Genomic DNA, 17,345 nt, shown 5'->3' with positions numbered 1-17,345 from the left:
TACCGGCGCCTTCTAGACTGGCACCATGACTGGCGAAAAGAACCTCGAGGCGCTGCTGGCCGCGATGCATCCGGTGCAGCGCGGCGGCGAGTACGTCTATGCCATGTGGCCTGACGGAAGGCCGCTGGTGCAGGGCGTCGAGGCGGCGGTCCGCGAAGCCGAAGGCCTGACGGTGGTGCTGCCCCGGGCGGTGGCTGACAGGGAAGGCCTTGCCTACGACTTCGTGGGCGCCTGGATCACCCTGGAGGTCCACTCCGCACTGGAGGCGGTGGGCCTGACGGCCGCCGTCAGCAAGGCGCTTGCCGAGGCCAGGATCAGCTGCAACGTGCTCGCCGGATTCCACCACGACCATCTGCTGGTTCCCGTCGCTGAAGCGCCCCGGGCACTGGAGGTCCTGGCCGGGCTGTCAGCAGACAGCAGGCAGGTGCCGCGGCCCGAGTTGCTGGTTCGCAGCGAGGCGCCGGAGGACCGCAAGGCCATCCTGGCCCTGACGGCCGACGCCTTCGCGGTCTCCCCGGCCACCGGCCTGAAGGTGGAGGGCGAACCTGTGGAGGCGAGGGTGCTCCGCGGTCTCTTCGAGTCCAAGGACTACCTGCCGGAATTCAGCGTTGTGGCTGTCTTGGACGGCGAAGTGGTGGGCCACGTCATCAGTACCCGCGGCTGGGTGGGCGGCCATGGACTGCTGGGGCTGGGTCCCCTCGGCGTCACGCCCAGGCACCAGCGGCACGGTATCGGGTCGGCACTGATGAAGGAGACCATCCATCGGGCAAACGCGGCGGGGGAGAGCGGCATTGCCCTCCTGGGCAGCCCCGGGTACTACTCGCGTTTTGGTTTTGTGCCTGCCACTTCGCTGGGGGTACTTCCGCCTGACGACGCGTGGGGCGACTACTTCCAACTGCTGCCCCTGGCCCTCTGGCCCGGCGGCGTCCACGGCACATTCCGGTATGCCGAACCCTTCGCACTCGCCTGACGGGATACCATTGACCGGGCGCCCCAGTAGCCCAATTGGCAGAGGCAGCGGACTTAAAATCCGCGTGTTGTGGGTTCGAGTCCCACCTGGGGTACTAGGCATCGTGAACAAGGCCAGGATCGGAAGCCGTCCGCACAGCGGGCGGCTTCGTCCATTTAATTCCACATATGCAACTACTGTTATAAGGATGTGACCTCAGTCACTTATCTTCGGCTCCGATTTGCATTAGCTTGAAGCTAAATCAGGAACACCTGATTTTTCGCGTCAAAGGCCGTTCGCACCTTTAGATCGAGGAGCTCGTAAATGACTTTATTCCCCCAGGCGGGAACCCGTGTTGCCAAGCTGACAGCGCTTGGCATCGGCGTCGCCTTTATGGCAACGGCTTGCGGCGGTTCGTCCACACCCACGGCAACCGAATCCTCTGCCACCGCAGAAGCGGCAGGAATTGCTTGCCCAGCAACCGAGGGCAGTGGAGGCGCTGCCGCCAGCCAGCCTGCGGAGACCCCCTCGGTGCCGCCGTCAACCGGCGCTACTGAAACGCCGCTGCGGATTGGTTCGCTCCTTCCCACCACCGGTTCCCTGGCGTTCCTCGGCCCGCCCGAAATCGCCGGCGTCAACCTTGGCATCGACGAAGTCAACAAGGCAGGCGGCGTCCTGGGCAAGCCGGTCGAAGTGATCCACCGCGACTCCGGTGACACGAAGACGGATATCGCCACCCAGTCAACGTCCGCGTTGCTGGGCCAGGGGGTCAGCGCCATCATCGGTGCGGCGTCTTCAGGCGTTTCCAAGACGGTCATCAACCAGATCACCGGCGCCGGCGTCATCCAGTTCTCACCCGCCAACACGTCCCCGGACTTCACCACCTGGGACGACAATGGCCTGTACTGGCGTACAGCACCCTCCGATGTCCTCCAGGGCAAGGTGCTCGGCAACTACATGGCCACCTGCGGCGCGCAGACCGTGGGCATGATCGTCCTGAATGACGCCTACGGTACCGGCCTTGCATCCAACATTAAGTCGGCCTTCGAGGCGGCCGGCGGCCAGGTTGTGGCGGAGGAACTTTTCAACGAGGGCGACAGCCAGTTCAGCAGCCAGGTGGACAAGGTCATTGCTGCCCAGCCGGATGCCATTGCGCTGATCACCTTTGACCAGGCGAAGAGCATCGTTCCGCTGATGACCGGCAAGGGGGTAAAGCCCACCCAAATGTTCCTGGTGGACGGCAACACCTCCGACTACAGCAAGGACTTCCAGCCGGGCACCCTGAAGGGCGCACGCGGCGCCATCCCGGGCACGTTTGCGCAGGACGACTTCAAGAAGAAGCTGCTGGCCATCGACCCGGCACTCAAGGACTACAGCTACGCCGGCGAGTCCTACGACGCCGTGAACCTCATCGCGCTGGCCGCAGAGGCGGCACAGAGCACCAAGGGCGTGGACATCGCAGCCAAGCTCAAGGAAGTCTCTGAGGGCGGCGAGAAGTGCACGTCCTACGCTGCCTGCGTCACGTTGATCAGGGAAGGCAAGGATGCCGACTACGACGGTCAGTCCGGCCCCGTGACCTTCTCCGACGCCGGTGACCCGACCGAGGCCTACATTGGCATCTACGAGTACCAGGATGACAACAAGTACACCGCAGTGAAGGAAGAGTTCGGCCAGCTGTAACCGCCGTACCTGAAACACAAGGAAGCCCCCGTCCGGCCGGACGGGGGCTTCCTTGTGTTTGCCCTGGCCTTACTCGGCGGTGTCCGCCAGGGTGCCCAGGTAGAGCTGGATGACCTTGGGGTCCTTCATCAGTTCACGGCCCGTGCCGGTGTACGCGTCCCGTCCCTGGTCCAGGACGTAGGCGCGGTCACAGATCTGCAGGCAGCGGCGGGCGTTCTGCTCCACCATGATGACGGAGACGCCAGCACGGTTGATTTCGTGGACTCGCAGGAAGGTCTCATCCTGCTTGACGGGGGAGAGCCCGGCGGACGGCTCGTCGAGGAGCAGTACGGCAGGATCCATCATCAGCGCCCGGCCCATGGCCACCATCTGGCGTTCGCCGCCGGAGAGCGAGCCGGCTCGCTGCGCGCGCCGCTTGCCCAGTTCCGGGAACAGGCCGGCCACGAAGTCGAACCGTTCGGCGAAATCCTTGGGCCGCTGGAACATGCCCATCTGCAGGTTTTCCTCGATGGTCAGCGTGGCGAACACGTTGTTCGTTTGCGGGACGAAACCCACTCCCCGGGACACCAGCTTGTTCGCTTTCAGTCCGGTGATGTCCTGGCCGCGGACCACCACCGTCCCGGAATGGACTTTGACCAAACCGAACATGGCCTTCAGGAGGGTCGACTTACCGGCACCGTTGGGGCCGATGATGCCAATCAGCTCGCCCTTGCGGGCTTCGATGCTGCAGCCATTGAGGATGTTCACTCCCGGCAGGTAGCCCGCCACGAGGTCGGTGACCTTGACCACCGAGTCACCGTCGGTGACTGGCTGTGCGGCCGGTGCCGCGCTGGTGCTGCTCATTGCCTGTCCTTGTCTGTGGTGCCTGTGTCCGTGCTACCGTGGCGGCCATGCGGGCTCTCGCCCTGGTGCCGGCCGCCGCTCCGGCGTTCCGGTTCCGCCTCTCCCGCCACAACGTCCAGCGAGATGATTCCGGCGTTCTCGGTGCCCACAATCGATTCCTCGTCCGCCACGAGTTCGGCCGCGAGCTCCTTCAGGCCCTCGGAGTCTCCCAGGTCGACGTCGTGGTGGGCGCCGAGGTAGGCGTCGATGACCGCAGGGTTCTTCATGACCTCGCCCGGCGGGCCTTCCGCCACCACCTTGCCTTCAGCCATGACCACCACCCAGTCGGCGATATGCCGGACCATGTGCATGTCGTGCTCGACGAACAGCACCGTCATGCCCTCGGCCTTAAGGTTTTTGATGTGGTCCAGGAGGGACTGGGTCAACGCGGGGTTGACGCCTGCCATGGGTTCGTCCAGCATGACGAGTTTGGGCCGGACCATCAGGGACCGGGCCATCTCCAGGAGCTTGCGCTGGCCTCCTGAGAGGGACGCCGCATAGTCGTCCTTTTTGGCGTCAAGCTTGAACTTTTCCAGCAGGACGTTGGCCTCGTCGGTGATCTGTTTTTCCCGGCCGCCCCACATGCCCTTGAAGAGCGCTTTGGACAGCCGCTCGCCGGGCTGGTTCGAAGCGCCGAGGCGCATGTTCTCCATGACGGTCAGCTTGCCCATGACCTTGGTGAGCTGGAAGGTGCGCACCATTCCCATCCGCGCCACCTTGTAGGGGGACACGCCTGCGAGGCTCTTGCCTTCGAACTGCCACTTGCCCGTGTTCGGTGTGTCAAAACCGGTCAGCAGGTTGAAGAGGGTGGTCTTCCCCGCACCGTTGGGGCCGATCAGTGCCGTGATTTTGTGCCGGGGGATCTCGAGGTACTCCACGTCCACGGCGTTGATGCCGCCAAAGCTGCGCGTCACGTTCTCCGCCACGACAATAGGGTCGCGCTTCTTGCAGCCGGGTGCTGCCTCGCCCGCTGCTATGGGCCGGGTGTCGGTCATGTAGTCCACGCCAACCTCGCCTGGGGTTGCGGGTACTTCGCTGTGCATGCTCATGCGAACGCCAGCTCCTTCTTGTTTCCAAAGACGCCCTGGGGCCTGAAGATCATCAGCAGCATCAGGGCGACGCCAACCAGGATGTAGCGCAACTGACCGGCCTGGACCGTGTTCAGCCACGTGATGGCTCCTGACTCGATCAGGCCGTACAGGATTCCCTGGGTCAGGGACAGGACAACCCAGAAGATCATGGCGCCGATGACCGGACCAAGCACGGTGCCCAGGCCGCCCAGGAGGAGGCAGGTGTACAGGAAGAACGTCAGTTCCGTACCGTAGTTGGCCGGCTGGACCGCTCCACGTGGAAGCGTGAAGACCATGCCGGCGAGTGCTCCGAGAACGCCGCCGATAATGAGGGCCTGCATCTTGTAGGCGTAGACGTTCTTCCCCAGGGACCGGACGGCGTTCTCATCCTCACGGATGCCTTTGAGGACACGCCCCCACGGGCTGCGCATCAGCAGCCATATCAGGGTGCAGCAGAGGGCGACCAGCGCCCAGCCCACCACGCGGATGAAGAAATCGCGGTTGTTCATGCCGAAGTAGGAGCCTTCAGGGAAGGGGTTCATGCTGTAGAACCCGCCCTCGAAGGCTGCCAGGCCGTTTGCCGATCCCGTCACGGAGGTGAGCTGGTTGGTGGTCACGATGTAGCGGACAATTTCCGCTGCGGCGATGGTCACGATGGCCAGGTAGTCCGCACGGAGCCGCAGGGTGGGTATGCCCAGCAGCAGGGCGAAGACGGCTGAGGCAAGGATGGCGATCAGCAGCCCCACGAAGAAGGGGACACCAAAGGTAAGGGTGGAGATGGCGAAGCCGTAGGCCCCCACCGCCATGAAGCCGGCCTGTCCGAAGTTCAGCAGGCCGGAGTAGCCAAAGTGCACGGCGAGGCCAAGCGCAGCCAGGGCGTACGCCGCCGTGGTCGGGCTGAAAATTTCACTGGCAGCGCTGGAAAGAATGAATCCAAAGTCCATGGCTGTCTCCTAACCCACGCGCTCGCGCCGGCCCAGGATTCCCTGGGGCCGAAACAGAAGGACAACGATCATGATGAAGAGGGCGCCCACGTACTTCAGGTCCGCGGCGAGGCCGAACACTGTGGTCAGCTCCACGAAGATGCCCACGATGATGGAACCGATCAGGGCGCCGAAGACTGTGCCGAGGCCGCCCAGGGTAACGCCGGCGAAGATGAGCAGCAGGATGGCGGAGCCCATGTCGAACGTTACGCCGGGACGGTAGTAGGCCCACAGGATGCCGCCGAGGGAGGCCAGCATGCCGCCCGTGATCCACACAATCCGGATGACGGAGTCAACGTCGATGCCCGAGGCCGCCGCCAGGGCGGGGTTGTCGGCTACCGCGCGGGTGGCCTTGCCCAGCCTGGTCTTCAGCAGCACGATGCCGATCAGGGCGATCACCACGGCGCTGATGCCCAGGGACCAGAGGTTGTTCGGTGAGATGGAGACAGGTCCCAGCTGGATTTCTGGGCTCTGCGCGTACGGCAGCTGCTGGGTGGCGCCCCCGAAGTAGAACTGGATGACGTAGCGGACTGCCAGTGCCAGGCCGATGCTGACGATCATCATGGGGACCAGCCCCGTGCCGCGGCGGCGCAGCGGCCGCCATAGCCCCCTGTCCTGGGCGTACCCAAAGAGGCCGCCGCCAAGCAGTGCCAGCAGGATGGCGAGCCAGAAGGGAAGGCCCAGGGCGTTGAAGGCGAACACCAGGACCGCGCCCAGCGTCACCATCTCGCCATGGGCGAAGTTCGTGAGCCCGGTGGTGCCGAAGATCAGTGACAGCCCTACCGAGGCCAACGCCAGGAGGAGGCCGAAGCTCAATCCTGCGACGAGCCGGTTCAGCAGGTTTTGCCCGAAGTCCTGCTGCTGCACCACGATGCCTTCGCCGAACGCGAAGATGACCGAGAGGTTCGAGGTCTGGCTGAAGGTGACATCGCGGGGGTTTTCCTGGCCCTCAGCCAGGGCAATGCCCTCAGGCAGGGTGGACTCATCCAACTCCACGGTGTAGGTGCCTTGTTCGGGCACCCCGATGTTCCAGGCTCCGTTCGCGGAGGACGTGGCCGTGCCGGTGAAGTCATCCTTCGTGGCCGTGATGGTCACACCCGCCAAGGGTGCGCGGCTGTCATCACGAAGGAATCCGCTGATGTTGTTTTGGAAGGTCTGGTTCGACGGGGATGGTGTCGGAGACGGGGAAGTGGCCTGGGAAGCCGGTGCTGCCACGAGGAGGATTGCCAGGATGGAAGCGCTGATGGCTCCCAGTAATCTCAGCAACCCTCGCCGTGCGCCGGCCGGCGGGCCTTGGGGTGTACTTCTCAAATTGGTAAACCTCCACTTGGGGGCGGTCTCGGCTGCGCCATTGCAGCCGCTGCGAACGGATGCAGGGGTAGGATGGTGCCATCACGCCGGCACCGCCACATATGTGAGTTCCGTCACCCTGCTTGGCTTATGCTACAGCGCGGACGTACCGGTAAATGCCGAGGTCCAGGCGCCGATGGTAGCGATCGGATAACAACTCCAGGCTCCTGTTTCCACCGGGGAACTATTGCGGGTGCATTTACGTGAGAATTGGTAGCGTAAACCTTAAGGTTCACAACACATCCCATATGGAGGAATCCCGCAATGGCACTTGGCGGCAACCCGATCTTCAACGGAAAGAGCTTCCGTGGAGCCACCCAGGCACCGCCTGTTCCGCAGGCTCCCTACGGACACCAGGCCTACGGCCAGCAGCCGTATGGCCAGGCACCTTACGGCCAGGCCCCGTATGGCCAGCAGGCGTACGGCCAGCCGCAGAACATGACGGACGAGCAGTTGCGGCAGATGTACAACCAGCCCGCTGCAGGTCCCGCTGACACAGGCCGGATGACCTACGACGACGTCATCGTCAAGACTGCCGCCTGCCTGGGCGTGCTGCTCGTCGGCGCCGGCGTGACAATGTTTGTTGGCCTGGGGCTCGCCTCCATGCTGATGATTGTCGGTGCGCTGGGCGGCTTTGTGCTGGCGCTCGTGAACACGTTCAAGAAGCAGCCGTCGCCGGCGCTGATTCTTGCTTACGCAGGCCTCGAGGGCCTCTTCCTCGGCGGCCTCACCCGCGTTCTGGATACCATGTACCCGGGCGTAGGGCTTCAGGCCGTCATTGGCACGCTGTCCGTCTTCACCGTGACGCTGCTCCTGTTCAAGAGCGGTAAGGTACGCGCCACCCCCAAGGCCATGAAGTTCTTCATGATCGCTTTGGTCGGCTATGCGCTCTTCTCCGTCGTGAACCTCGTCATGATGCTGACCGGCCTGACCTCGGAACCCTTCGGGCTGCGCAGCGGCATCATCGGTGTTGTCATCGGCATCCTTGCAATCGGCCTGGCCGCATTCTCCCTGGTGATGGACTTCACCAGCATTGAGGCGGGCGTCCAGAGCGGCGCCCCGCAGCGCTTCTCCTGGACGGCAGCCTTCGGCCTGACGGTGACGCTGGTCTGGCTCTATGTGGAAATCATCCGCCTGCTGGCCATCCTGCGCGGGGACGAATAACGCCCACGCCGGCCCCCGCCGTCGGACCTTCTTAACAGCTAAGGGCCCCACCTCGCGGTGGGGCCCTTAGCTGTTAAGGCCGCAACTCAGGAGCGTGCTATGCGATCCGGCGGGCTCCTGCAGCCGGGGACACCGTGAAGATGTCCGGCGCCTTGTAGCCGGCATCTGCGAATGCCTTGACGACGGCGTCACGCACCGCCTGTTCCTGCCCCACCGGCGTCAGCGCGATGGCTGCACCGCCAAAACCGCCGCCGGTCATGCGGGCCCCGATGGCGCCGCTGCCGCGGGCAGTGTCGACCGCCAGGTCCAGTTCGGGGCAGGAGATCTCGAAGTCGTCGCGCATGGAAGCGTGGCTGGCGTCCAGCAGGGCGCCAATGGCGGCCGGTCCCTCGCTTGCCAGGAGCTCCACGGTCTGGAGCACGCGGTCGTTCTCGGTCACCACGTGCCGGACGCGCCGGAAGGTGACTTCATCCAGGAGGCCGCTGGCTTCCTCCAGGTCACCCACCTGCACGTCCCGAAGCGCTTTGACCCCAAGCACCTCGGCGCCCAGTTCGCAGGATGCCCGCCGGGACGCGTAGCCGCCGTCGGCATGTGAATGCGAGACCTTGGTGTCAATCACCAGCATCACCAGGTCCGCCGGCTGGGTCTCAAACGGAACAAGGCGGGCGTTCTGGTCCCGGCAGTCCAGGAAGACAGCGTGCCCTTCAGAGCCCCGGAGCGAGGCGGACTGGTCCATGATGCCTGTGGGGGCACCGACAAACTCGTTCTCCGCCCGCTGCGTGGCCAGCACCATTTCCTCCGCCTCCAGCCCGGCGCCCGTCAGTTCGTTCAGCGCGGAGATGACCGCACACTCAATGGCATGCGATGACGAAAGCCCGGCTCCGAGGGGAACGTTCGAGTCGAGCAGGAGGTCCACGCCCGGAACCTCGATGCCGCGCTGCTTCAGCGCCCACATCACGCCGAGGGGGTACTTGGTCCAGCCTTTGGCGGAGCCCGGCTGCAGGGAATCCAGTGTTGTGCCGACGACGCCCTGATCCCCGTAGGTGGAGAGCAGCCGGACAGCGGAATCAGGGCGGACCCGGACGGCCACCCGGGCAGTCCGGTCAATGGCGAAAGGCAGGACGAAACCCGCGTTGTAGTCCGTGTGCTCGCCAATGAGGTTCACCCGTCCCGGCGCCTGCCAGATGCCGTCCGGAGCGCCGCCGAACTCCTTCGCGAACCGGGCGGCAAGGTCCTCTGTCCCTGCCGGCGCACGGGTGGCCAGGGGGTCGGGTGCGGCGTTCAAGCGTGGGCTCCTTCGGGTGTGGCCGCCAGGGCGGCGGGGTGTGGGGCGGGGGACGGAAGGGCGACTTCCCGGAGGCGCTCCGCCACGCTCTCCGGGGTTGTGTCGTTGATGAAAGCGCCCATGGCTGCCTCCGATCCTGCCAGGTACTTGAGCTTATCGGCAGCCCGCCGCGGGGATGTCAGCTGGAGGTGAAGGTATCCGGAGGGCCGCAGGACCGGGTCCAGGGGAGCCTGGTGCCAGGCCGAGATATAGGGCGTGGGCGTGGGGTAAAGGGCGTCAACCCGCTGGAGAAGGTTGAGGTAGACGGACGCGAGCTCATCCTTCTCCTCGCCGCTCAGCGCCGCCAGGTCCGGGACCTGGCGGTGGGGCACCAGGTGGATTTCCAGCGGCCAGCGGGCAGCAAAGGGCACGTAGGCGCTGAAGTTTTCGCCTTCCAGGACCATCCTGCTGCCGTCTTCCCTTTCAGAGCGCAACAAGGACCCGGTGAGTGTTTCCCGGCCCTCGTGGGCGTCATGGAACTTGCGGGCCGCGGCCCCCAAAACTCCCGCGCGGGGCGTGACGTAGGGGTAGGCGTAAATTTGCCCGTGGGGGTGGTGGAGCGTGACGCCGATGTCGGCACCGCGGTTCTCGAACGGAAAGACCTGCTTGATTCCGGGGAGGGCACTCAAAGCCTCCGTGCGGTGCGCCCACGCCTCGATGACGGTCCGAGCACGGGCTTCCCCCAGTTCACTGAAGGAACCGGTGTGGGACGGGGTGAACGCCACTACCTCGCAGCGGCCGTATGCGGGCCCCTTCGTTCCCCATGTTGTTTCCTCCGGAACCGGGCCCAGCGCCGGCCCCAGCGACGGGAACCGGTTCTCGAACACCACCACGTCATAGTCCGACGCAGGAATCTCGGAAGGATTACCGGCGGTGGTGGGGCATATCGGGCACTGGTCCGCCGGAGGAAGGTGGGTGCGGGTCTGGCGGTGCGCGGCCACGGCAACCCACTCGTCGGTCAGCGCGTCATAGCGGACCTCGCCGGGTTCACCCCTCGGGGGAAGGCCCCGCTGGTCCGAGGTGAGTTCGGCGATGCGCGACTTGGGCGCTGCAGCGTCGTCGAAATAGATCAGCTCCCTGCCGTCGGAGAGTCTGGTGCTCGTGATACCTGTCATGAAAAAAGTGTGGCACATTCGATCAAAAAAGAATAGTTAACAACAAAAAGTCACAAGGTGGTGCTGCGTGCCAGGACCGCCGCGGGGTACGGTATTGCTCATGACTTCACGTTCACCCCAGGAACCCGTGCCGGCGATGCAGGTATATGCCACCGGCAGGCAGTATGAACTCCGCCGCGGCGACGCCTCGGCCGTGGTTACGGAGCTGGCCGCCGGCCTCCGTTCCTTCAGCAGGGGAGGAACCCTCCTGACGGAGACATACGGCGACGACGAGATTGCCCCCGGTGCCGCCGGCATCACCCTGGCGCCCTGGGCCAACCGCGTGGAGGACGGAATCTGGTTCCTGAACGGCAAGAAACAGCAGCTGGACATCACCGAGGTTGCCCGGAATAACGCCAGCCACGGCCTGCTCCGCAATTCCGCCTACGCGCTGGTGGATGAGTCGGAGCACTCCGTGACGCTGGAGGCCACCATCTTCCCGCAGCACGGGTATCCCTTCCTTGCCCGGCACCGGGTGCAGTACGGGATTGACGGCGGCCTCGGGCTGGTGGTCCGACAGACCCTGCTGAACGACGCCAGGGAGCCCGCACCATTCGTCCTGGGTGCCCATCCCTACCTGAGGCTGGGCGATGTACCTATTGAAGAGCTGGTCCTGACGGTAGCGGCCGACACGCGCCTGGTGGCCGATGACCGCCTGATTCCACGCAGCTCCGCCCCGGTGCAGGGGGACTCGGATTTCAGGACAGGGCTGAACATCGCTGCGCTGGACGTGGACGTCGCCTTGACGGACCTGCGCTACGAAGCAGGAAAGGCCCGCCACACACTGTCGGCCCCGGACGGCAGGCGGGTAAGCCTGTGGCAGGACGAAGCCTGCCGCTACGTCCACGTCTTTGTCAGCACCCAGTATCCGGGCCGCAGCCGGGCCGTGGCCGTTGAGCCCATGACCGGGCCGGCCAACGCCTTCAACTCCGGTGACGGCCTGCGCTGGCTAAGCCCTGGCGGTTCCTTCACCATCGAGTGGGGCATTGACTACACCCCGGGCGCCGGCGGGTAGCGGTTTCCGAATCAGCTTCCGCTGGGGAAGTATTGGGCTATGACGCCAGCAGAGGATGCCGTTACCTCCACCAGCCTTACCCCAGGCCCGCAACGGCCTGACTCCAGCCAGCCTGTCAGGGTCCTCGCGGACCGTGAACTGGACCGGGACATCCCCTACGGCGTACGCATCGCAGCCTCCTGGGCCTGGCGCGTGGGGCTGATCCTCCTCGTGGGAGGCGCGCTCGTCTGGCTGTTGAGCCGGATCAGCTTCCTCATCATCCCCGTCATGGTGGCTGCGCTCCTCGCTGGACTCCTCAGCCCGGTGGTGCGGTGGCTCAAGCAGTACAGGCTGCCTGCCGGAGCGGCCGTCGCCGTCACCGTTGTAGCCTTCATCGGCCTGATCGGCGGGTCGCTTGCCCTGGTGGGACGGCAGCTGGTTTCAGGCTTCGGCGAACTCTGGTCGGAGGCGCTGGCAGGGGTCAAGCAGATCCAGGACTGGCTGTCCGACGGTCCGCTGCACCTGACCGCCGCCCAGATGGACCAGTACCTGCAGGAAGCAACCACTGCGCTGCAGGACAACACCAGCAGCATCGTCAGCGGGGCGCTGTCCTTTGGCAGCACGGCCGGGCACTTTGCCGCCGGGCTCATCCTGGCGCTGTTTATCCTGATCTTCTTCCTGCTGGAAGGGGACCGGATCTGGACGTTTCTGGTCCGGCTGCTTCCCAGGAAGGCCAGGGCGGCAGCGTTCGGCGCCGGGCGCAAGGGCTGGACATCCATGGTCAGCTACGCGCGCATCCAAATGTTTGTGGCTTTTGTGGACGCTGTGGGAATCGGCGCGGGCGCCGCCATTATCGGGGTACCCCTGGCGCTGCCGCTGAGCGTGCTCGTCTTCATCGGTTCGTTCATCCCCATCGTCGGCGCCCTGGTGACGGGTGCTATCGCGGTCCTGCTGGCACTGGTGGCGAACGGCCCCATCAACGCCCTGATCATGCTGGGCATCGTGCTCCTCGTCCAGCAGCTGGAAAGCCATATCCTGCAGCCGCTGATCATGGGCAAGGCAGTGGCCCTGCATCCGGTGGCGGTGATCCTCTCGGTGGCGGCAGGATCCTACCTCGCAGGCATCCCCGGTGCCCTGTTCTCGGTGCCCATCCTCGCCGTCGCAAATTCCTCCATTCGCTACATTGCCGCCAGAACGTGGGAACATGAACAAGTGCCGGCTTTAGCCGGAGGACCCACGACGGCGGGCGCCGGACCGGACAACACCTTCCGGGACGTCCGGCCGCCAGCGGCACTCAAACGCGGCAAGGGCGCCGCCGCCGGCACCACAGCAGAACTGCCTGATGCCCCTCCCACTGCGGAACCGGGCGCAGGGGCCGAATCCAGAGGAGAATAGTCCGTGAACATCCTTGAAACCCTTCCCGTCACGCTGGACGATGTCCTGGAGGCGCAGAAGCTGCTCGACGGGATTATTGCGCGTACACCGGTGGAATCGTCCCGCGCCCTCGGGAAGATGGCCGGCGGGGATGTCTACTTCAAGTGCGAAAACCTCCAGCGGGCCGGATCGTTCAAGGTGCGCGGCGCCTACGTCCGCATGGCGAAGCTTTCCCCCGAGGAGAAAAAGCGCGGCGTGGTGGCAGCCTCCGCAGGCAACCACGCCCAGGGCGTCGCCGTGGCCGCCAAGAGCCTTGGCATCAAAGCCCGCATCTACATGCCGCTGGGCGTTGCGCTGCCCAAGCTGGCCGCCACCCGCAGCCACGGTGCGGAGGTCATCCTGCATGGCCACAACGTTGACGAGGCGCTCGCCGAAGCCCAGCGGTACAGCGACGAGACGGGAACCGTCTTCGTGCACCCTTTCGACAACGTGGACGTCGTGGCAGGCCAGGGAACCCTGGGGCTTGAGATCCTTGAACAGGTACCCACTGTGGACACCATCCTCATGGGCGTGGGAGGCGGCGGGCTCCTGGCCGGGGTCGCCGTCGCCATCAAGGCCCGGGCCAAAGAACTGGGGCGGGAGATCCGCATTATCGGGGTCCAGGCGGAGAACGCTGCTGCCTACCCGCCCTCTTTGGCCGCTGACGCGCTGGTGCCCCTGAAGAAGGTGTCCACCATGGCGGACGGCATCGCCGTCGGCCGTCCCGGGCAGCTCCCGTTCAGCATCATCCGAGAACTCGTTGATGACGTCGTGACGGTCAGCGAAGACTCGCTGGCACGTGCCCTGATCTTCCTGCTGGAGCGGGCCAAGATGGTGGTGGAACCGGCCGGTGCCGTTGGCGTGGCGGCGCTGATGGACGGCAAGATCGAAAACCCGGGAACCACCGTGGTGGTCCTATCGGGCGGCAACATCGACCCCATGCTTATGCTCAAGGTCATCCAGCGGGGCCTTTCCGCTGCCGGGCGCTACATGACCGTCCGCATGATGCTCGATGACCGGCCCGGTTCACTGGCCACCATCGCCAGGATCATCGCCGAGAACGATGCCAACGTCACCGGCCTGGACCATACCCGGGTGGGCGGCTCCATCAGCATGGGCGACGTGTCCATTACCGTGAACCTGGAAACCAAAGGCCACCAGCACGGCGAACAGGTCCTCAGCGCCCTGCGCGCCGAAGGCTTCCAGCCCATCGTGGTGCACTAGGAAAAGCCATGGCCGGACTGACGGGAAACGGAAGCTTAGGGCAGCGCAGGACCGTGGCCGCCCGGGCCAAGGGCGGCCTGCTGGTGCTGGGGACCTTTGTGGTTCTCCTCTTTGTTATCGAGCTGTTCAACATGGTGATGCTGCGCTCGCTCAACGCGACGTTCGGGCTCCGGCCCAGGAGCGCCGACGGGCTGCTGGACATCTTCACATTCCCGCTCCTGCACGCGAACCTGAACCATCTGCTGTCCAACAGCCTGCCGCTGATCATCTTTGGGTTCCTGGTGTTCCTTTCGGGCCTCAGGGTGTTCCTGACCGCCCTGGCCTTCAGCTGGCTGGGGTCCGGCCTCACGGTCTGGCTGATTGGCGACGGCGGCGTCACTGTGGGTGCCTCGGGACTGGTTTTCGGGCTGTTTTCGTTCCTGCTGGTCCGCGGGTTCATCAATCGGAGCTGGCGCCAGATCCTCCTGGCGGTTGTCCTCTTCATGGGCTACGGGAGCATCCTGCTGGGTGTCCTGCCTATAGCAGCCGGCTACATTTCCTGGCAGGCCCATCTGGGCGGCGCGGCCGGTGGGGTGGTGGCGGCCCTGCTGCTGCGGCGCCGCAGCCGCGCCCCCGGTCCGGCGCTGTAGGTATCAGGCCCTTAACGGCAAACGCTGGCCGCCCCTTTCCGGGGCGGCCAGCGTTATGTGTGCCACTGCGGGCTGGAAGCAATCAGGCGGCGTACGGTTTGGCGGAGAGGATCTCCACCTTGATGTCCTTGCCGTTGGGTGCCGCGTAGCTGAGGGTGTCGCCTTCCTTGTGGCCAAGGATGGCCGCACCCAGCGGCGACTTCTCGCTGAAGACGTCCAGGTCCGAGTCGCCGGCAATTTCACGGGAACCGAGCAGGAAGGTCTCTTCGTCGCCGGCGATCCTGGCCACGACGATCATGCCGGGCTCCACGATTCCGTCGTCTGCAGGAGCCTCGCCCACGTGGGCGTCGCGGAGCAGTGCAGTGAGCTGGCGGATGCGGGCCTCGATCTTGCCCTGCTCCTCCTTGGCTGCGTGGTAGCCACCGTTCTCCTTGAGGTCGCCCTCCTGCCGGGCTGCTTCAATCTTCTGGACGATCTCTGCCCGGCCAGCGCCGGAAAGGTGGTCCAGCTCTGCCTTCAGGCGGTCAAAAGCTTCCTGGGTGAGCCAGGCTGCAGCTGCGCTGTTGGTGGTAGACACGGACTTCTCCTCTGGTGGTCCTACATGCAAAAGACCCCGCCACGGTGGCCACTTGTGGAACAGTAACCAGCTCAGCGGGGTAAAGGTATTGCTCCATTGTAGTCAATCCCTTGGACTTAACCCAACAGGGAAGCGGCGCACGTCACAGGCCCGGGCCTGCTTCCGGGCCCGCGCGTCCGGTGCTACGTGCCTGCCGCCCAGCAGCTGTCCACCACGCCGGATACCGGCAGTGATTCGGTGCGCACGGCCACGCGCTGGGCAACCGTGCGGCCGCCGTCGGCTGTTTCCGTGGCCTCGGCGGGAGGAATGTCCACAACCTTCCATCCCACCACCGCAAACTTCGAGTCCAGTGCCTTGACCGCGCACTTGACTGCGGTTCCCGGCTCGCGGGTGACCTGGAAGTCCACCTCCGCCAGCGTGGCGTCCGTGGTGCTGTAGCCGATGTCCTTGAACGTCACGTCGGACAAGGACTGGGACGTGGAAACCCACGCCAGGAATCCGATTCCTGCGGCCAGCGCCGCCCCGCCAATGACGCGTTTGGCTGTCGGCGTAAGCGTGCGCTTTTTAGCCCCATATCGATTGGCTAGGCTAGTGTCTGCGGGCGCGGGTTGGGCCGGCTGGTCCGGGGAAGTCACCTCACCAGTTTAGTGCCCTTTCCGGAAGCGGCTTGTCAGCAGCCCCTCCAGGCGTCCGCCCGTTCAAGCCATCCGATCAGCAGCCACAGGCAGCAGAAGAATAAGGAGCCGTCCTTCGATGACAGCGTCCAGCACCACCCCGGCGCCGCTACGGCTGCTCGCAGTCCATGCCCATCCGGATGACGAGTCCAGCAAGGGCGCTGCGACGATGGCCAAGTATGCAGCCGCCGGCGTCGACGTACTGGTGGCCACGTGCACCGACGGCTCCAGGGGGGACATCCAGAACCCGGCCGTTGAGGGGGAGCCGCACCCCAAACGGGACATGGCCGGCGCCAGGCGCCTGGAGATGGAACGGGCGGCGGCCATCCTCGGCGTCAGCCAGCGGTGGCTGGGTTTCGTGGATTCCGGCCTGCCTGAAGGTGATCCGCTTCCTCCCCTCCCTGCGGGATCATTCGCCACCCTGCCCCTGCAACGCGCTGCCGCGCCCCTGGTCCGGCTGGTCCGGTCCTTCAAGCCGCACGTCATCCTCAGTTATGACGAAAACGGCGGCTACCCCCATCCGGACCACATCATGGCGCACCGCGTTGCCGTGGAAGCCTTCGAGTCCGCCGGTGACGCTTCGCGCTACCCGGACGCCGGGAAGCCGTGGGAACCCAGCAAGCTCTACTACGACAGGGCCTTCAGCCCGGAGCGCTTCCGGGCCCTCCATTTCGCCCTGGAGGAAGCCGGGCTCCAGTCCCCGTACGCCGAGCGGCTCGCCGCCTGGCTTGAAGCGGACGCCGAGGGCCACACGCCTCCGCCCGCCACACATCCCACCACCACCCAGGTGGACTGCGGCGACTTCTTCGAAGTGCGCGACGACGCGCTCCGGGCCCACCGAACCCAGGTGGATCCCCTCGGGTTCTTTTTTGCCGTGTCCCCGGAGATGCAGCGGCGGGCCTGGCCGTGGGAAGACTACTCCCTCATCCGCTCCCGGGTTCCTTCCGAACTCCCGGAGCGGGATCTGTTTGCAGGGCTAAGATAGAAGCAGCCGGCAATTTCTATGTCGCGTAGAAGTTAGGGTATGGCGCTGTCGCCGTCCCTTCCGCGACCCCTGCCATCCGCTCCACAGAAGGTATATAACCGTGCATCACCTGCTCCTCAGTTTGGCCACCACCCCGACGCCCCTGCCGACGCCAACGCTGCGTGAGGGGATTTCCGAGGACCAGGTGACGCCCGGCCTGCTGGGCTTCATTATGACGGCGTTCTTCGTGGTTGCCACCGCGCTGCTGATCGTGGATATGGTGCGGCGCATCCGGCGGGTGCGTTACCGGGCGC

The 17,345-nt window shown here is 65.2% G+C and carries 16 protein-coding genes, 1 tRNA gene and 1 pseudogene; 10 read left to right on the top strand and 8 right to left on the bottom strand.

The features are described from left to right. Positions 1–25 precede the first annotated feature (25 nt). From ACKAE7_RS01835 to ACKAE7_RS01825, 3 genes are all read left to right on the top strand, one after another. The gene (locus tag ACKAE7_RS01835; RefSeq protein WP_188809190.1) at positions 26–970 is read left to right on the top strand and encodes an N-acetyltransferase; all 945 of its coding nucleotides are present in this window, start codon (positions 26–28) and stop codon (positions 968–970) included. A gap of 20 nt (positions 971–990) precedes the next feature. Continuing rightward, positions 991–1,064, top strand: a tRNA-Leu gene (locus tag ACKAE7_RS01830). 209 nt (positions 1,065–1,273) lie between these two features. Next, complete coding sequence (locus ACKAE7_RS01825) at positions 1,274–2,629, top strand: ABC transporter substrate-binding protein (RefSeq protein WP_408978368.1); 1,356 nt, start codon at positions 1,274–1,276, stop codon at positions 2,627–2,629. 69 nt (positions 2,630–2,698) lie between these two features. Here ACKAE7_RS01825 and ACKAE7_RS01820 read toward each other — a convergent pair whose 3' ends face one another. From ACKAE7_RS01820 to ACKAE7_RS01805, 4 genes are read right to left on the bottom strand one after another with little or no spacing between them, the layout of a single operon-like run. Further along, positions 2,699–3,472, bottom strand: a complete 774-nt coding sequence (locus ACKAE7_RS01820) for an ABC transporter ATP-binding protein (RefSeq protein WP_188809192.1) — start codon at positions 3,470–3,472, stop codon at positions 2,699–2,701. Beyond that, entirely contained in the window at positions 3,469–4,560 is a 1,092-nt protein-coding gene (locus ACKAE7_RS01815) for an ABC transporter ATP-binding protein (protein ID WP_190610784.1), read from the bottom strand. Before ACKAE7_RS01815 ends, ACKAE7_RS01820 begins: the two co-directional genes overlap by 4 nt. Then, a complete protein-coding gene (locus tag ACKAE7_RS01810; protein ID WP_188809194.1) occupies positions 4,557–5,525 on the bottom strand; it encodes a branched-chain amino acid ABC transporter permease in 969 nt (322 codons plus the stop codon). Before ACKAE7_RS01810 ends, ACKAE7_RS01815 begins: the two co-directional genes overlap by 4 nt. 9 nt (positions 5,526–5,534) lie before the next feature. After that, complete coding sequence (locus tag ACKAE7_RS01805) at positions 5,535–6,830, bottom strand: ABC transporter permease subunit (protein WP_238340449.1); 1,296 nt, start codon at positions 6,828–6,830, stop codon at positions 5,535–5,537. A gap of 348 nt (positions 6,831–7,178) precedes the next feature. On the opposite strand from ACKAE7_RS01805, the gene ACKAE7_RS01800 reads away from it, so the two are divergent. Beyond that, positions 7,179–8,078, top strand: coding sequence for a Bax inhibitor-1/YccA family protein (locus ACKAE7_RS01800; protein WP_188809195.1), 900 nt, complete (start codon positions 7,179–7,181; stop codon positions 8,076–8,078). Between the two features lie 97 nt (positions 8,079–8,175). Here ACKAE7_RS01800 and galK read toward each other — a convergent pair whose 3' ends face one another. Then, entirely contained in the window at positions 8,176–9,363 is a 1,188-nt protein-coding gene (gene galK / locus ACKAE7_RS01795) for a galactokinase (protein WP_408978367.1), read from the bottom strand. Beyond that, positions 9,360–10,517 carry a galactose-1-phosphate uridylyltransferase gene (gene galT / locus ACKAE7_RS01790; protein ID WP_408978366.1) on the bottom strand — a complete coding sequence of 386 codons (1,158 nt, stop codon included), beginning with the start codon at positions 10,515–10,517 and terminating at the stop codon, positions 9,360–9,362. Before galT ends, galK begins: the two co-directional genes overlap by 4 nt. Before the next feature lie 100 nt (positions 10,518–10,617). Here galT and ACKAE7_RS01785 point away from each other — a divergent pair, with 100 nt between their 5' ends. The 4 genes from ACKAE7_RS01785 to ACKAE7_RS01770 are packed head-to-tail and all read left to right on the top strand — an operon-like array spanning position 10,618 to position 14,816. Then, the gene (locus ACKAE7_RS01785) at positions 10,618–11,571 is read left to right on the top strand and encodes an aldose 1-epimerase family protein (protein ID WP_408978365.1); all 954 of its coding nucleotides are present in this window, start codon (positions 10,618–10,620) and stop codon (positions 11,569–11,571) included. Between the two features lie 39 nt (positions 11,572–11,610). Continuing rightward, positions 11,611–12,945 (top strand): AI-2E family transporter, encoded by a 1,335-nt coding sequence (locus tag ACKAE7_RS01780; RefSeq protein ID WP_190610773.1) that lies wholly within the window; start codon positions 11,611–11,613, stop codon positions 12,943–12,945. Between the two features lie 3 nt (positions 12,946–12,948). Beyond that, positions 12,949–14,187: a threonine ammonia-lyase gene (gene ilvA, locus ACKAE7_RS01775; protein ID WP_190610770.1), complete on the top strand. Its 1,239-nt coding sequence runs from the start codon at positions 12,949–12,951 to the stop codon at positions 14,185–14,187. An 8-nt stretch (positions 14,188–14,195) separates the two neighbouring features. Next, entirely contained in the window at positions 14,196–14,816 is a 621-nt protein-coding gene (locus ACKAE7_RS01770) for a rhomboid family intramembrane serine protease (RefSeq protein WP_104185383.1), read from the top strand. Positions 14,817–14,898: 82 nt separating this feature from the next. On the opposite strand, the gene greA is transcribed toward ACKAE7_RS01770, so the two are convergent. Next, positions 14,899–15,393 carry a transcription elongation factor GreA gene (gene greA / locus ACKAE7_RS01765; RefSeq protein ID WP_174175518.1) on the bottom strand — a complete coding sequence of 165 codons (495 nt, stop codon included), beginning with the start codon at positions 15,391–15,393 and terminating at the stop codon, positions 14,899–14,901. Positions 15,394–15,575: 182 nt separating this feature from the next. Further along, positions 15,576–16,028 carry a DUF4307 domain-containing protein gene (locus ACKAE7_RS01760; protein ID WP_104185381.1) on the bottom strand — a complete coding sequence of 151 codons (453 nt, stop codon included), beginning with the start codon at positions 16,026–16,028 and terminating at the stop codon, positions 15,576–15,578. A gap of 118 nt (positions 16,029–16,146) precedes the next feature. On the opposite strand from ACKAE7_RS01760, the gene mca reads away from it, so the two are divergent. Further along, positions 16,147–17,052, top strand: coding sequence for a mycothiol conjugate amidase Mca (gene mca / locus ACKAE7_RS01755; RefSeq protein WP_188809200.1), 906 nt, complete (start codon positions 16,147–16,149; stop codon positions 17,050–17,052). A gap of 100 nt (positions 17,053–17,152) precedes the next feature. Beyond that, a pseudogene (locus ACKAE7_RS01750) lies at positions 17,153–17,345 on the top strand (hypothetical protein); the annotation flags it as partial.

Origin of the sequence: Pseudarthrobacter sp. NKDBFgelt, assembly GCF_046097905.1 — a bacterium.
Lineage (GTDB): Bacteria > Actinomycetota > Actinomycetes > Actinomycetales > Micrococcaceae > Arthrobacter > Arthrobacter polychromogenes.
Note: the sequence above shows the minus strand (reverse complement) of the source record. Positions and strands in the feature narration are given on the sequence as shown.

What these genes read in the sequence shown, in the direction of transcription:
- ACKAE7_RS01810 (WP_188809194.1), bottom strand. Translation starts at nt 5,525, where the DNA reads ATGGACTTTGGATTCATTCTTTCCAGCGCTGCCAGTGAAATTTTCAGC.
- ACKAE7_RS01835 (WP_188809190.1), top strand. Translation starts at nt 26, where the DNA reads ATGACTGGCGAAAAGAACCTCGAGGCGCTGCTGGCCGCGATGCATCCG.
- ACKAE7_RS01825 (WP_408978368.1), top strand. Translation starts at nt 1,274, where the DNA reads ATGACTTTATTCCCCCAGGCGGGAACCCGTGTTGCCAAGCTGACAGCG.
- mca (WP_188809200.1), top strand. Translation starts at nt 16,147, where the DNA reads ATGACAGCGTCCAGCACCACCCCGGCGCCGCTACGGCTGCTCGCAGTC.
- ACKAE7_RS01770 (WP_104185383.1), top strand. Translation starts at nt 14,196, where the DNA reads ATGGCCGGACTGACGGGAAACGGAAGCTTAGGGCAGCGCAGGACCGTG.
- galT (WP_408978366.1), bottom strand. Translation starts at nt 10,517, where the DNA reads ATGACAGGTATCACGAGCACCAGACTCTCCGACGGCAGGGAGCTGATC.
- ACKAE7_RS01820 (WP_188809192.1), bottom strand. Translation starts at nt 3,472, where the DNA reads ATGAGCAGCACCAGCGCGGCACCGGCCGCACAGCCAGTCACCGACGGT.
- ACKAE7_RS01780 (WP_190610773.1), top strand. Translation starts at nt 11,611, where the DNA reads ATGACGCCAGCAGAGGATGCCGTTACCTCCACCAGCCTTACCCCAGGC.
- ACKAE7_RS01800 (WP_188809195.1), top strand. Translation starts at nt 7,179, where the DNA reads ATGGCACTTGGCGGCAACCCGATCTTCAACGGAAAGAGCTTCCGTGGA.
- ACKAE7_RS01785 (WP_408978365.1), top strand. Translation starts at nt 10,618, where the DNA reads ATGACTTCACGTTCACCCCAGGAACCCGTGCCGGCGATGCAGGTATAT.
- ACKAE7_RS01815 (WP_190610784.1), bottom strand. Translation starts at nt 4,560, where the DNA reads ATGAGCATGCACAGCGAAGTACCCGCAACCCCAGGCGAGGTTGGCGTG.